We start from the raw sequence: 14264 nt of genomic DNA on the forward strand, positions 1-14264 counted from the left end.
CAAACACCCCTTTTATATGTTTCTACTTATATTGGTCTAATGACAGCTCGAACTGGACTTCCATCTGCATCTGTTAACGCTAGTGGTAATGCAATTAATTCGTAATCGCCGTCTGCTACATGATCTAGTACGACATTTTCTAAAATATGAATTCCATATTTAAACAATTGATGATGTGCTGCTAGTTCTTTATCATCTAACGGATCAACTGATGGTACATCCACTCCGATTAAACGAATTCCCTTATCAGAAAGAAACGGTGCAATATCAGCACGTAAATGCGGGATCACATCTGGGAATTCTTCTGCTTTACCATGTGAAGATGTACGTAATAATAGTCGTTCTACACCTTCTAAATGAAAACTTTCTAATTCTTTTTTTCCGATGCTTTCAAGGTTAGAAACGTCAATGATTCGCGTAGGTCCGACATAAACTTGAACATCTAAATCTATTACTTTCTTTCCGTCATTATCAAAATGAAAAGGCGCATCAATATGAGTACCTGTATGAATACTCATCGTTAACTTTCCGACGTTTACTGAACCGCTCTCTTCTTTTGACCATGAAACTTCATACGAGAACGGTGTATCTCCTGGCCAAGTTGCAATATCATTATTTAATGGCTGTGAAATATCAATCCACTTTGATGTTTGCATTCTTATGCCACAACCTCTCGTTTATTTTCAAATTGTTTATACTCTTTCTCTTTCATAACTTTCTTTAAAATTTGAACAGAATTCCATACTTCTTCATACGTATTGTATAAAGCTACTGGCGCAAGTCTTATCCCATTTGGTGCTCTGAAATCTGGAATTACTCCATTTGCCTTTAGTGCTTTACAGATACGCGCTGCTTCCGCATGCTCTAAATAAATATGTCCACCTCGTTTTTCATCCTCTAACGGGTTTCCAATTGTAAATCCGAAATCTTTTAATTCATGATCAATTAAATCCAGCATGTATCTCGTAATATGTAAAGATTTCTTACGTAAACGTTCCATACCAGCATCTTTGAAAATTTCAAGAGAACCAATTAATGGTGCTATACTTAATACGTGAGGTGTACCAATTTGATAAGCACCTGCATGATCAGCAGCTGTTAATGTATGCTCCATATCAAACTGTTTATCTTTTCTAGAACTAAACCATCCAGACAATCCTGGCAGTCTATTAAAATGTTTACTATTTACATAAAGGCCTGCAACACCACCCGGCCCTGCATTTAAATATTTATAATTGCACCATACAGCGAAATCAACATCCCACTCTTTAAAATGATGTGGAATAGAACCAATTGAATGACATAAATCAAATCCAATATGAATGCCGCGTTTATGAGCTTCCGCTGTTAAACGTTTCATATCAAGAATTTGACCACTTCTATATAAAACTGAAGGTAATAAAATTAAAGCGATATCATCTTCCATTGCCTGAATAATATCTTCTTCAGAAAGTGTTCGACCATCTTGGCTTTTCACTCTTACTAAATGCTCATCTGGCTCTAAGCCTTTTAAACGAATTTGACTTTGAAGTGCATAAATATCTGACGGGAAAGTTAATTCATCCGCAAGAATTTTTGTACGTATTCCTTTCGGCTCATAAAACGTCGCAATAACTTGGTGTATATTCGCAGTCGTAGAACCGGTTACAATAGTTTCTTCTGGTAAAGCTCCAATAAGAGGTGCCGTCAGTTCACCTAATTTCTCCGAAAGGAAAAACCATGGATGTTCGCCTTCTGTCCAGCCATCAATGCCATACTCTTTCCATGAATCTAGTAAAGTAAGTAACGATTTTTCTGCTCTTTTCGAAAGTAGTCCTAATGAGTTTCCATCTAAATATATAGTTCCTTCTTTTTTATAGAATTCAGTTTGAAAATCTTTCAGTTCATCATGTTTATCACACTCAAGCGCATACTCATAAGTTGGTTGAAATGGTTCTTTATACATGGTGTCACCTTCTCTTAATTTTCTTTTTATTCTAACTAATTGAAATATATCACCTTAGTTGATATAACGTCAATGATATTATGTCAGTTGACTTTACATACTATCTTCTTTTACAATACAATTATATTTTCAGATATTTCAGTATAAAGAGGTGATTCTTTGAAAAACACTACTCTTTCAACAAGAAAACACCGCTCCTTAGAAACAAAAAAGAAACTATTACATTCGGGTTACACTATTTTTATTACTAATGGATTTCAGAAAACGACAATCACGCAAATTATTAAACATGCAGAAACTGGTTATGGAACAGCATATGTATACTTTAAAAACAAAGATGATCTCCTTATCGTGTTAATGGAAGATGTTATGAATCGTTTTTATAATATTGCTGGACGCTCTTTCTTCCCTCAAACGAAAGCAGCAGCACGTGACTTGATTCAAAATCAAGTTAGAGCATTCCTACAATTAGCAGAAGAAGAACGAGCTATTTTGCAAGTTGTCGAAGAAGCAATCGGATTATCAAAAGAGATACGTCAAAAATGGGGTGAGATTCGCGAACGCTTTATAAAAAGTATTTCGCAGGATATTACTTACTCTCAAGAAAGTGGATTAGCGCATCCTGAATTAAATAAAGAGCTCGTGGCACGCGGTTGGTTCGCAATGAATGAAATGTTTCTTTGGACTATTGTACAAAATAACAAAGAAGTAAAACTAGAAGAAATAGTGTATACATTAACGGAGATGTATACAACGGGATTATATAAATAGCGCACTTCACATATTTAAAGTGTGCTATTTTTTCTTAAAATCATCATTCTAACTATAAATAGAATAGCCTATTATAATAATTGCGAGTATGTATGTGATTATTATAATCATAAAAATACAACCTGTTTTATTTTATTGTTTTAACCTACTCACAATTCCAATAATAAACTTATACTCAGCTCTACTTTTCCTTACTTTCTTAAAGCCCTCTTTCGTATCAAAAATAAAACACGTTTTCCGAAACCAAACACGGACATAAAATGATTCAAAATAAATAGGTCTCACAATTCCTTTTTCCTCAAATTCAGTACCGTCTGTATTTTCGGTCTCTGTTCGAACGAACCATCTATTCCCGATACCAATTTCAATATACTTCACATACTAACCTCCTTTAGGGAATTTCCCGTCTAACTATTTTATTATTTCCCTGGGAAGCGCACATTCCGACAGAACATGAGCTCAAAAAGAAAAAGCAGATTACAAAAATCTACTTTTATAGATTAAATTTTTGCATTCGTTTATAAAATGTACTACGGGGTACATCCAATAGTTTTGCGGCTAACGAAACATTTCCGTTCGTCTTTTGAAGCGCTTCAATCATACTATCATGCTGTATTCTTTCACGGAAACTTAATGTATGTTCTTCATTATTTTCTGTTTGCAACTGGGATTGTCTTTCACTTCCCATCATTGTTTGTATCAAAAAAGCGACTTGTTTTTCGCATATTTCCCGTCCTTGCGACAAAATGTAAATGCGTTCTAATACATTTACTAGTTCTCGAATATTTCCGGGCCATGTATGTTGTAAAAATTGATTGCAAATACTCTTTGGAAATACAACATTCCAATTCTTCCGTTCGCAAAAGTGTTGTATAAAATATGGAATATCCTCTTTTCTTTCTAGTAACGATGGAACATATAACGGATAAACGTGCAAACGATAATATAAATCTTGACGGAATTTCCCTTCTTCTACTAACCGTAGTAAATCTTTATGTGTGGCAGTAATAATACGAATATTTACTGGTACCTCTTTTGAACTTCCTATTGGAGTTATTGTGCGTTCTTGTAAAACACGCAATAAGGCTACTTGCATCTCTGATGGTACTTCACCAACTTCATCTAAAAACAATGTTCCTCCATTCGCTTGTTCAAATTTCCCTTTATATCCTTGACGTCGCGCACCTGTAAACGCACCTTCAGTATAACCGAACAATTCACTTTCCATTAATTCTTTAGGCAAAGAACCGCAGTTAACAGCTATAAAGGGCCCGTCTTTTCTTGGACTATTTTCATGAATCGCTCTCGCAACATATTCCTTTCCTACTCCTGTCTCGCCACATACATACACACTAGCATCAGTCGGTGAAACAAGCTTAATTTCTTCTAGTGTGTGTTGAAATGCTTTGCTTGTCCCGGTAACTCCTGAAAAAGTAATTCCTTTTATAAATGTGAAAGCAGAATATGTATTCATTTGTTTGTTTTCCTTTAAATACATACATTTCCCGATCATTCTTTCATTACTATATACTGGTATCTCTAATTTAGTTTCCAATCCATAGCGCATTAAATCTTCAAGTTTCATTCTTGACCAATTAGTTACTCGTTTCCGAACGCTCTTACTCGCAGAAACGATAACATCACGATGATTACAAATAACTACTTGTTCATCACTATCAATGACATCTAAAAAACGATGAATTAAGTGTAATTCATTTTGATGAACTCTTATGCTACATTCACGTTCTATCGCATGTGCAATTGAAGTTACCATACCGAGCATATATGGATGCGAAAATTCAATTGGACAGGAGAAATCTAGAACACCAATTAATTTCAAGTCATCGTTATGAATGGGAGCAGCCGCACAACTCCAGCTATGAGATGCCACGGAGTAATGTTCAGTACCACTTATCATAATAGCTTCTTCAATTTCTAATGCTGTTCCTATTGCGTTTGTCCCCACAGCTGCTTCCGTCCATTTTACACCTTCAATAAAATTAATATGTTTCGCTCGCTTTAACGTTTGTTTATTTCCACTTAAGGATAGAACATAACCATCTGGATCGATTAATAATGCCATCATTTGTAGTTCATCAATGATTTTTCTCATATTTTGTATTTGAGGTAATGCTATATCAAGGAAAATTTCACTCTTTTTCTTTTGTTCTTGAAAAATATTAGAAGACGAAATTTTCTGACCTTTATTCATATGAGGATTCACATTTGCTTGTTTACATCGATGCCATGACTCTGAAATTCTTTCGTTTATACGGTTCGAATCAAGGACTCCTTTATCAATAAACTTTTTCCATGTATGTAAGTAAAACGGTGAAGCTAACATTGTATCATCTCCCTTTTAATTGTTTTGGAGATTTATTCCGCATTAACGGGCAGTAAGACCCCCACCTCAAAATTCAGCTAGAGCAAAGAAGTTAGGTGGGGGTCAGGCTGCCCGTTAAAGCCTGATTGGTTTAACTAATAATTAGTGAGGGATGAATAACACCTCCACTGATTAAAGTTTCACTTTATAAAACATACTTTTATTATAAAACTGAATAAAAGCGTTTTCAATACAACTAGAAAGACGACACAAATATGTTAATAATTTGAATATTTTAATGCATTTCTTTATTCTTTTTTAGTAGCACTATATTTTGTATAATAGACGCAAAGAAAATACATAACCAAAACCATTTTTGTGGATTACCATTTATAAAGAAAACAATCACGGCTATTGCAAATAAAATAGCGGCTGATAAACTAATATATAATTTCGTTCTGACCTGCATTAGTCTTAACCCCCATTATTTTACAGTACATACTAACTCTTCATTTTTCATCTCTACTATGTACTCTTGTAAAACATATTCTTTCCCGCCATAGTTTTCATACCATTCATGTATTCTTCTAACATGCATCTCGTCACTTCTAATTTTCGATTCTATTTCTTTATACTGTTCATAACTATCATATTCCCATATGGCAAATACTTCAGACGTACCATTCTTATTATCTTTCATCCAGCGTCCTATTAGCCTAGAACCATGCTTTAATTGATTAGGTAAGTTTGTGTTATTGAAATGATCATTAAATACTTCTATGAATTCATTTTTCACTACATAGTACTTCCTTCTGTAAAACATACTTCTTCACCTCTTTTATGAAAAGTATCAGTAAACCTTCCCATCACTACCGTATTATAATACTTTCCATCCGATAGTCTTTTGTCATTTTTCAAAATGCCTTCTACTTCAAAACCTAATTTTTTATAAAGATGAATAGCTTTCTCGTTTGTCTCTAATACTTGTAAAGATATTTTATTTACTGCATTTTCGTCAGCCCATTTAATAGATTGTTGTAATAGGCTCTTACCCATTCTATATCCCCAAAACTCTTTTAAAATGCAAACACCAAACTCCACTTTATGAGATAATCTCTTAAAATTTGATCCTTCACACCTTGAAAATCCAACGATTCGATTGTGCACTTCTGCAACTAAAAAGAGATTCTTCGTCTCTTCACTATCTGTTTTTATTATTTTTTGAAACCCTAGGTCATCTATAAATCCCTCTCCAGCATCTCTATCCATATTTTCAGTTTCTCCATCAATCTGAACTCTAATTTTCGATAACTGGTCAGCATCTTTCTCAGCTGCAGAACGAATTGTATAAGTTAATCCATTTATATGAAACTCTTGCTCTTTTACAATCATGTCAAACTCCTTTCAAATGAATATAATGGCGCTATTACAACTTGTTTACCTTGTTTCTCAAAGTCCTGAACAGTTTCTTTACTAGCCTTTTCGTCAGTTATAATAAGGTCAATTTCTTTTAGAGACTCTCCTCTTATAAAACAATCTATTCCAAGTTTATTATGCGGAGCTAAACAAATATTTCTTCTAGCAATTTCACTTACTCTTTTACTAAAATAAGCAACTTCAGGTGTTGCAGTGCTAATACCTTGTAATGAAATGCCTCCACCTGTAGAGAAATAAAGATCAATAGAAAATCTACTTATCAATTCAGAGGCAAGTGTATCAGTAATATTTCCTGAAGGTTTTACTTTTCCGCCAATTAAATACGTATCAATATTCTTATATTCTCTTAGATGACCCGCTATTTCTATAGAATTCGTAATAACTGTAAATGATACTTCCGGTAAATATTTCAGCATAGCATTATGAATGGAAGTCCCACCAATAAAAATTGAATCACCTTCTTGTATATATAATGCCGCAACCTTTGCAATTGTGTCCTCATATATTGAGCTATCACTATAACGTTTAGCTGGTTCCGCAGCTAAGTTCCTCACTCGCGTAAGTTCAATTGCACCTCCGTGCGTTCTTTTTAATAAACCATCCTTTTCCATAATAGACAAATCTCTTCTTATAGAATCAATAGACATATCAAATCTTTCCGCAATATCCTTTGCGATTACTCTTCCATCTGTACTAAGTAGTTCTAAAATTTTCTCCCGACGTTCTTCAGTAAACATGTTATCACCACCGTTATTGAAGATTCAGAAATTTGAACTTTATGTTAATTATATGCACGTTTCTTCCGTTTCACAATATTTTCAATCCTTTTTCTTCCGTCTTTATGCAGGTTTTCTCTCTTTTTCTATTTTGTTAACTTTACATAAAATAAATGCACATTTGCATATTCTACTAAAAGACTTCTATTTATTTCCTTACTCATGTAAAATTATTCCTATGTTTTACTTTTTAATACAGAAAGGAATTACTATGAAATCTTTAATTAAAGTAACTTGTACAGCATTATTATTTACAGGAATATTAACAGGATGTAATAGCAATACTACACCAAAACAAGAAAAAAGCACTCTCGAAAAAAATGCAATGCACTATGGAGAAATAGTTAAAAACGAATACTATAGAGCAACAGTTGAAAATGCAAAATTTGAAAAAATAGACAAAGAGTGGCGCCTTACTACTCGTGTTATGATTAATAATGTTCGAGACGATGGACAAACTATTGATCTTTCGAAAATAAAATATTTCATACAAGATGAAAAAACTGGTCAGAAATATGAAGGTGAAGCTCATCCGATAGATGACGAGCACTATAAAAATGTTCCACACAAATTTTCTTTAACTACTGACGTTGTATTTGAAATGAAAACTTCTCCTAAAGACTTAAATAACATGTATTTGTATATTGATAGTAAAGTTGCTCCATTAACAAATACATATTGGAAGCTTGAGAATCTAGCATCAAAATAAAAAAAACAGTCTTTATTGACTGTTTTTTTATTGTTGAACTTGTAAATACCATCTAAAGGAACTCTCTTTATTATTAGTTAATATACATGTAACTTAATCATTTTTTCTCAAGGAATACATCTGCTGCACAAATCGTCACTTCTCTAAATGGATAGTCAAATAAAACACCTAGTTCAAAACCATCTTCAGTAAGAGCTATTTCATGATATAGCCACCAAGCACTTTCAAAGTTTTCTGGCATAGAACACTTTGTTACTCCTATAAAAGTCACTTCAAGTTTATCAAATTCACTAAAAGTACCACTGCAATCTAATACGATAGACAAAGTATCTTCTGATTTTCTCTTTACTACTTTAATGACACTATCATGTAGTGACATCTCATGTAGCTGAGCGACATGAGACGGAAGTTTTTTCTTAATGGAATTAAAATGTTTTAAGTATGATTGATCTAATTGTTCCATTCTTGCCTCATAATCTGCTGTCCACTCTAACAAAAGTTTCTTTAATTCATTAGGTAGATATACTGAATCAAACATGTTGTTATGAATGTATGGATGTAGTGTTTCAGGAAGATAGTGTAATAAATCTTCTTTCCTTTCTTCTACTTCGTCTTTCAAACTTTGTATATAATCGGGATCTATGTCTTTCCATTCTTCTATTGACTCTATGAAATGCACAAATCCTGAAATTTGCATTTCTTTATACCAATCTTTTGTGAAATATTTCAATTACATCTCTCCTAAAACATTTTATCATCCAAGAAAAGCAATGTATCCGCTTATTATATCATTCCAATAACCATTTTTTCTAAAGAAAAAATGTAAAAATGTAAATATTCCGCCTATTATTTCTAAAACTTCAGAATATTTACAAAAATAAGAAATTAGAATACATTTTAGTTGTACAAGATTCACCTGTACAAAAATCTAAACAAAAAGGGATGGTTATATGTTGAAGAAATTAGTAGCAGGAACATTAGTAGCGGGTTTTGCATTAACTGGCGGACTAGGCGTAGCAAGTGCTGAAGAAAAAGGTAACACAATTAAGTCATTTGATTATTTAAAAGTGGATGAACAGAATGTTACTTCATTTGCAAAATTAAGTGATCAGGATAAGAAAGACATCCAAATTACTATGGTATTACCAGAGCAAAATGAAAATGGAGATTGGCTAGCTTATGGTTTTACTAGTAGAGAAACATTGGATGCTTATATTGAAAAAGATAAAAAAGTACTTAAAAATAAAATTAATCCTTTAGGTAGTGGTGCTGGTAGTACTGATTTTTATGAACATAAAGATAAAGGTGGCCAATATATTTACTGGAGCAGCGGCTTTAAAAACTTACCATCTAGCTGGAACGACAGAATTTCTTCTGTAAGTACAGCGTCACCATCTGCAAGTTATTCAACGACACTTTGGGAGCATACTTCTACACAAGGATATGGAAAAGGTGTTTTATTTAAACACGCTGATTGGTATGGTAAAACTGCTAATTTAGCTGCTGATTGGAACGATATAACTTCAGCTATTGAAATTAAATAGTAAAAATTCAAACCACTATTCTCTCATTCATTTAGAGAATAGTGGTTTATTATATTTTCATTTAAACATGTACAGCATGTCCTACCGCCTGCAATAAAGCTTCATGAATTGCCTCAGATAAAGTTGGATGTGCTGCAATATAACCTCTCATAATATCAGCGGTAACTTCTGTATGAATCATTACGGTGCCTTGACCAATTAGTTCAGTTGCACGAGGACCGATAATAGAAATCCCTACAATTTCTTGATATTTAGGTTCCACAATGACTTTTACTTTCCCCATTTGTTCTCCTAAAATAAGAGCTTTTCCGTTCGCTGTAAAAGGAAATTCTCCGATAAGAATATCACCATATTGTTCTCTTGCACCTTTTTCACTTAAACCGACGCTAGCTATTTCTGGAGCTGTGTATATACAACGAGGCACAGCATGATAGTTTACTTTCACATCTTCTCCGCTCACATGTAATGCCGCTGTCGTTCCTTCATGAAAGGCTACGTGAGCAAGCTGTATTCCTCCAATAATATCACCGGCTGCGTAAATATGTGATACGTTCGTTTGCATATGCTCATTTACAGTAATCCCTTTATTTGAAAATTGAACTCCTGCTTTTTCTAATCCTAAATCTTGTACACGAGGTTTTCTACCAACAGAAACGAGAACAAATTCTGGAGTTACTTCATGCATACTTCCTTCGTATTCAAACGAAGCCTGTTTCTTATAATTGTTTAATCCCTTTAAAGCTGCTCCTGTGAAAATTTCTACACCATCATTTTCTAGTTTCTCTCTTAAAATGCTTGCGATATCTTCATCCTCACCAGGTAGTAATTGCGGTGCCATTTCAACAATCATTACTTTCGTTCCAAGACGACTATATATACTAGCAAATTCGCAACCTATTACGCCGCCCCCAACAATAAGTAATGAAGCTGGTATGTTTTCAAGAGACATCGCATGACTACTATTTAAAATCCATTCCCCGTCGAATGGAGCAAAAGGTAATTCAGTAGGTTCTGAACCTGCCGCAATAATGAATTGTTCTCCAACCACTATTGCTTCCTTATTCCCCTGCATAACTCGCAGACGATGATCCGTTTCAAATTTCCCTTTCCCCTTTATAACTTTAATTTTATTTTTCTTCATTAAATATTGTATTCCTTGTACGAGCTGCACAACAATTTGTGATTTTCTCGTCTGTATTTGATTCCAATCAATTGATATACTTCGTTTGTCTACTAATACACCAAAACGTTGCGCATGATTAACAATATTGTATACTTCAGCACTTTCTAACAAAGATTTCGTAGGCATGCACCCGACATTTAAACAAGTTCCACCAAGATCAGCTTCATCAATAAGAGTGACATCTTTCCCAGTTTGAGCTGCGGTAATTGCCGCCACATATCCAGCGGGTCCGCCTCCAATAACTACTAATTTATTCATTCTCTCACCTTCTCTTTATAAAAGAATTGTTACCGGTTCTTCTAAGTATTGTTTAATTGTGCGTAAAAATGCAGCTGCTGGTACACCGTCTAGTACACGATGATCAAATGTTAAACTTAAAGGTAACATACTACCTTTTTTTATTTTCTTTCCTTTATATACTGGAACATGTTCAATTGCACCTACACCTAAAATACCAGTTTCAGGTGTATTTAATACTGGCGTAAAATATTCGATACCAAAGCTTCCTAAATTACTAATTGTAAATGTCGTTCCTTTCATACCATCACTACTTAAACTACCTGTTCGTGCCTTTTGTGCCACATTTTTAATCTCTTTAGATAACTCTATTAAAGATAGATTATTTGCAAAGCGAATAGCCGGAACGACTAAGCCATTTTCTAACGCCACTGCCATACCTAAATGAACATGTTCAAATTGATGGATTGCATCATCTATATAAGTGCTGTTCATTTCCTTATGCTCCTGAAGCGCTAATACAACAGCACGAGAAACGAAATCAGTAATGGTTAGTTTGTTATCGTACCGTTTTTGTACAACTTCCGCTATTTCTTTATGTAAAGCAACTAAATCCGTAACATCTACTTTCATCGTTAATGTCAATTGTGCGCTATTTTGGAGGCTTGCTTGCATCCGATTTGCGATTGCTTTCCGCATACCGGTAATAGGGATTATTTTACTTTCTTCTTTTACAAACGTTTCTGGGGTAGCAACTTTTTCTTCAAGTACTTTTAATACATCTGCCTTTGTAATTCTCCCACCAGGACCTGTTCCTATTAATGTGGAAATTTCAAGATTTTCAACTGTTGCCATTTTCTTTGCTACAGGAGATATTTTTATTCTTTGTTTCTTTGATCTTTCTTCCGCGTACGGTTCAGGATGTTGTTCATTTTGAGGTTCTACTTTCGGTATTGATTCTTCTGTAGCATTTACGGTTTCATTTACCGATACCTGTTCATTTGGTTTTCCGATGTAACATATTACAGTACCAGGTGGAACTCCTTCATCTTCACTTACAGCTATATCCAGTACCGTTCCATCAGCGGGTGCTTCTATTTCTGTTTCGATTTTTTCAGAATTAATACTAGCAATTAATTCTCCTTTTGCTACATTATCACCCGCTTTAATATTCCAACTCGTAATAATACCTTCTTTCATCGCCATTCCTAATTTCGGCATTACAACTTCTACAGCCATATTTCTCTCTCCCTTCTCATCGTTTCATTACACATTCAATAAAGAACGGTCCCCAATCATTTCTGATACCGTTTCAATTACTTTCTCTGGCGTTGGTAAATATAGTTTTTCAAGTGGTGGTGAGAACGGAACTGGTGTATGTGGTGCTGTAATTCGTTTAATAGGTGCATCTAATAAATCGAACCCTTTATCCGCTACAATTGCTGCAATGTCTGTTGCGATACTACATCTTGGGTTTGCTTCATCAATAACGATAAGACGATTTGTTTTTTCAACAGATGCTAAAATTGTATCTTCGTCAAGCGGTGATAAAGAGCGTGGATCAATAATTTCTACCTCAAGTCCTTTTTTCGATAATTGCTCCGCAGCCGCAAGCGCAGTATGAACTTGCTTCCCAATTGCGACAATCGTTATATGAGAGCCTTCCCGTTTAATATCTGCTTTTCCTAAAGGAATTGTATAATATCCTTCTGGCACTTCACCTTTCATATTGTAAAGTGTTTTATCTTCAAAGAAGATTACTGGATCATCATCTTCAATTGCCGCTAATAATAAGCCTTTTGCATCATACGGGGTGGACGGAACGATAACTTTAATACCTGGAATGCTCGTAAATAACGCGTATAAACTTTGAGAATGCTGAGCTGCTGCGCTAAATCCAGCACCATGCATCGTACGAATTGTAACTGGTACTTTTGCTTTTCCACCAAACATGTAACGGAATTTTGCACCTTGGTTTAAAACTTGATCAAGACAACTACCGATAAAATCATTAAACATTAATTCAGCGATCGGACGTAATCCCGTTGCCGCCGCTGCCATCGCAGCTCCCATATAACCAGCTTCAGAAATTGGTGTATCTAAAATACGATTTCGGCCAAATTCTTGTACAAGCCCTTTCGTAACGCCAAGAACACCGCCCCACGCTTCATCATCTTGCAAATGATCAACTTGTGCACCACCCGCAACGTCTTCACCTATTAAAATTACATTTTCATCACGGTGCATTGATATTTTCATCGCTTCATTGATAGCAGTTGACATACTTACTGTTCTAGTCATTATTTTTCACCCTCCTCTTATTTGTAAGAAACGTATACATCTTTTAATAATTCTTCATCCTCTGGATATGGACTATTTTCACTAAAATCAATTGATCGTTGCACTGCTTCATCTACTGCTTTTTCCATATTAACAAGTTCAGATTCCGTTAATAAACCTTCATGAATTAAATGCTTACGGAAATTCACAATCGCATCTTTTTCATTTAAATGTTCTTCTTTTTCTTCTGAAGTTTTATACGTTTGTGCTTCTCCTTCGAAATGGCCGTAATTACGATATGTCATACATTCAATTAAAGTTGGGCCACCGCCATTACGTGCACGTTCAACAGCCTCTTCCGCTGCTTTATATACCGCTAGTAAATCTTTTCCATCTACTTGAACTCCCGGAATGTTATATGCTTTTGCACGATCAGCAATAGAATCACAACTTGAAGCATATTCAAATGTAGTTGCTTCACCGTAACCATTATTTTCAGCGATAAAAATAACTGGTAACTTCCAAATCGCCGCTAAATTAACCCCTTCATGGAATGTTCCTTCATTATTTGCTCCGTCACCGAAGAAGCAAACACTTACATCTTTCGTTCCTTTATATTTAGCTGTTAATGCTGAACCGCAAGCAAGTGGGAAACCCCCGCCTACAATGCCATTCGCACCAAGCATTCCTTTATCTAAATCGGCAATATGCATGGAACCGCCTTTACCTTTACATAATCCTGTCGCTTTCCCGAAAAGTTCAGCCATCATACCATTTAAATCACAACCTTTTGCAATACAATGTCCGTGACCTCTATGTGTACTTGTAATACTGTCACTATCCGTTAAGTGGGCACATACACCAACTGCTACCGCTTCTTCTCCAGCATATAAATGAACGAAACCTGGTAAAACACCTTGCGCGAACAATTCATGTACCTTATCTTCAAATTTACGAATCTCTAACATTTTTTCATACATCCAGCGAGCTTGTTCTTTCGTAATTTCATTCCCTTTACTTTCAGTTGTTTTTAACATGTCCAGCCCTCCTATTTTCTTG

Annotated in this window: 16 protein-coding genes; 3 read left to right on the plus strand and 13 right to left on the minus strand. The window is 34.7% G+C overall.

What is annotated here, in order from left to right; translation table 11 throughout:
* Window positions 1–26: 26 nt before the first annotated feature.
* Window positions 27–656 (minus strand): arylformamidase, encoded by a 630-nt coding sequence (kynB, locus tag JDS98_RS01500; RefSeq protein ID WP_001194976.1) that lies wholly within the window; start codon window positions 654–656, stop codon window positions 27–29.
* Between the two features lie 2 nt (window positions 657–658).
* Window positions 659–1945, minus strand: coding sequence for a kynureninase (gene kynU / locus JDS98_RS01505; RefSeq protein ID WP_097958958.1), 1287 nt, complete (start codon window positions 1943–1945; stop codon window positions 659–661).
* A 159-nt stretch (window positions 1946–2104) separates the two neighbouring features.
* On the opposite strand from kynU, the gene JDS98_RS01510 reads away from it, so the two are divergent.
* Window positions 2105–2716 (plus strand): TetR/AcrR family transcriptional regulator, encoded by a 612-nt coding sequence (locus tag JDS98_RS01510; protein ID WP_000799616.1) that lies wholly within the window; start codon window positions 2105–2107, stop codon window positions 2714–2716.
* A 132-nt stretch (window positions 2717–2848) separates the two neighbouring features.
* Here JDS98_RS01510 and JDS98_RS01515 read toward each other — a convergent pair whose 3' ends face one another.
* The 6 genes from JDS98_RS01515 to JDS98_RS01540 form a co-directional block, all read right to left on the minus strand.
* Window positions 2849–3094 (minus strand): DUF3977 family protein, encoded by a 246-nt coding sequence (locus JDS98_RS01515; RefSeq protein WP_000873854.1) that lies wholly within the window; start codon window positions 3092–3094, stop codon window positions 2849–2851.
* 115 nt (window positions 3095–3209) lie between these two features.
* The gene (locus JDS98_RS01520; RefSeq protein WP_199633470.1) at window positions 3210–5060 is read right to left on the minus strand and encodes a sigma-54-dependent Fis family transcriptional regulator; all 1851 of its coding nucleotides are present in this window, start codon (window positions 5058–5060) and stop codon (window positions 3210–3212) included.
* Between the two features lie 274 nt (window positions 5061–5334).
* Complete coding sequence (locus JDS98_RS01525; protein ID WP_001198096.1) at window positions 5335–5508, minus strand: hypothetical protein; 174 nt, start codon at window positions 5506–5508, stop codon at window positions 5335–5337.
* Between the two features lie 15 nt (window positions 5509–5523).
* A complete protein-coding gene (locus JDS98_RS01530) occupies window positions 5524–5862 on the minus strand; it encodes an NIPSNAP family protein (protein ID WP_000499989.1) in 339 nt (112 codons plus the stop codon).
* Complete coding sequence (locus tag JDS98_RS01535; protein WP_000635670.1) at window positions 5835–6431, minus strand: GNAT family N-acetyltransferase; 597 nt, start codon at window positions 6429–6431, stop codon at window positions 5835–5837. The genes JDS98_RS01530 and JDS98_RS01535 overlap by 28 nt, the downstream gene beginning before the upstream one ends.
* Entirely contained in the window at window positions 6428–7213 is a 786-nt protein-coding gene (locus JDS98_RS01540; RefSeq protein ID WP_000493647.1) for a DeoR/GlpR family DNA-binding transcription regulator, read from the minus strand. Before JDS98_RS01540 ends, JDS98_RS01535 begins: the two co-directional genes overlap by 4 nt.
* Before the next feature lie 250 nt (window positions 7214–7463).
* Here JDS98_RS01540 and JDS98_RS01545 point away from each other — a divergent pair, with 250 nt between their 5' ends.
* Window positions 7464–7961: a hypothetical protein gene (locus tag JDS98_RS01545; protein WP_087969368.1), complete on the plus strand. Its 498-nt coding sequence runs from the start codon at window positions 7464–7466 to the stop codon at window positions 7959–7961.
* A gap of 97 nt (window positions 7962–8058) precedes the next feature.
* On the opposite strand, the gene JDS98_RS01550 is transcribed toward JDS98_RS01545, so the two are convergent.
* On the minus strand, window positions 8059–8691 hold the full coding sequence (locus tag JDS98_RS01550) for a DUF4085 family protein (RefSeq protein WP_199633471.1): 633 nt from the start codon (window positions 8689–8691) through the stop codon (window positions 8059–8061).
* A 220-nt stretch (window positions 8692–8911) separates the two neighbouring features.
* Here JDS98_RS01550 and JDS98_RS01555 point away from each other — a divergent pair, with 220 nt between their 5' ends.
* Window positions 8912–9505 carry a hypothetical protein gene (locus tag JDS98_RS01555; protein ID WP_000914451.1) on the plus strand — a complete coding sequence of 198 codons (594 nt, stop codon included), beginning with the start codon at window positions 8912–8914 and terminating at the stop codon, window positions 9503–9505.
* 61 nt (window positions 9506–9566) lie between these two features.
* Here the strand turns inward: JDS98_RS01555 and lpdA are convergent, their stop codons facing one another.
* The 4 genes from lpdA to acoA are packed head-to-tail and all read right to left on the minus strand — an operon-like array spanning window position 9567 to window position 14242.
* Window positions 9567–10946: a dihydrolipoyl dehydrogenase gene (lpdA, locus tag JDS98_RS01560; protein WP_199633472.1), complete on the minus strand. Its 1380-nt coding sequence runs from the start codon at window positions 10944–10946 to the stop codon at window positions 9567–9569.
* A gap of 15 nt (window positions 10947–10961) precedes the next feature.
* Window positions 10962–12164: a dihydrolipoamide acetyltransferase family protein gene (locus JDS98_RS01565; RefSeq protein ID WP_199633473.1), complete on the minus strand. Its 1203-nt coding sequence runs from the start codon at window positions 12162–12164 to the stop codon at window positions 10962–10964.
* A 27-nt stretch (window positions 12165–12191) separates the two neighbouring features.
* Window positions 12192–13226 (minus strand): acetoin:2,6-dichlorophenolindophenol oxidoreductase subunit beta, encoded by a 1035-nt coding sequence (gene acoB, locus JDS98_RS01570; protein ID WP_000198876.1) that lies wholly within the window; start codon window positions 13224–13226, stop codon window positions 12192–12194.
* 17 nt (window positions 13227–13243) lie between these two features.
* Window positions 13244–14242: an acetoin:2,6-dichlorophenolindophenol oxidoreductase subunit alpha gene (gene acoA / locus JDS98_RS01575; RefSeq protein ID WP_199633474.1), complete on the minus strand. Its 999-nt coding sequence runs from the start codon at window positions 14240–14242 to the stop codon at window positions 13244–13246.
* Window positions 14243–14264: the final 22 nt, after the last annotated feature.

The organism is Bacillus cereus group sp. N11, assembly GCF_016483605.1.
Classification (GTDB): Bacteria; Bacillota; Bacilli; order Bacillales; family Bacillaceae_G; genus Bacillus_A; species Bacillus_A toyonensis.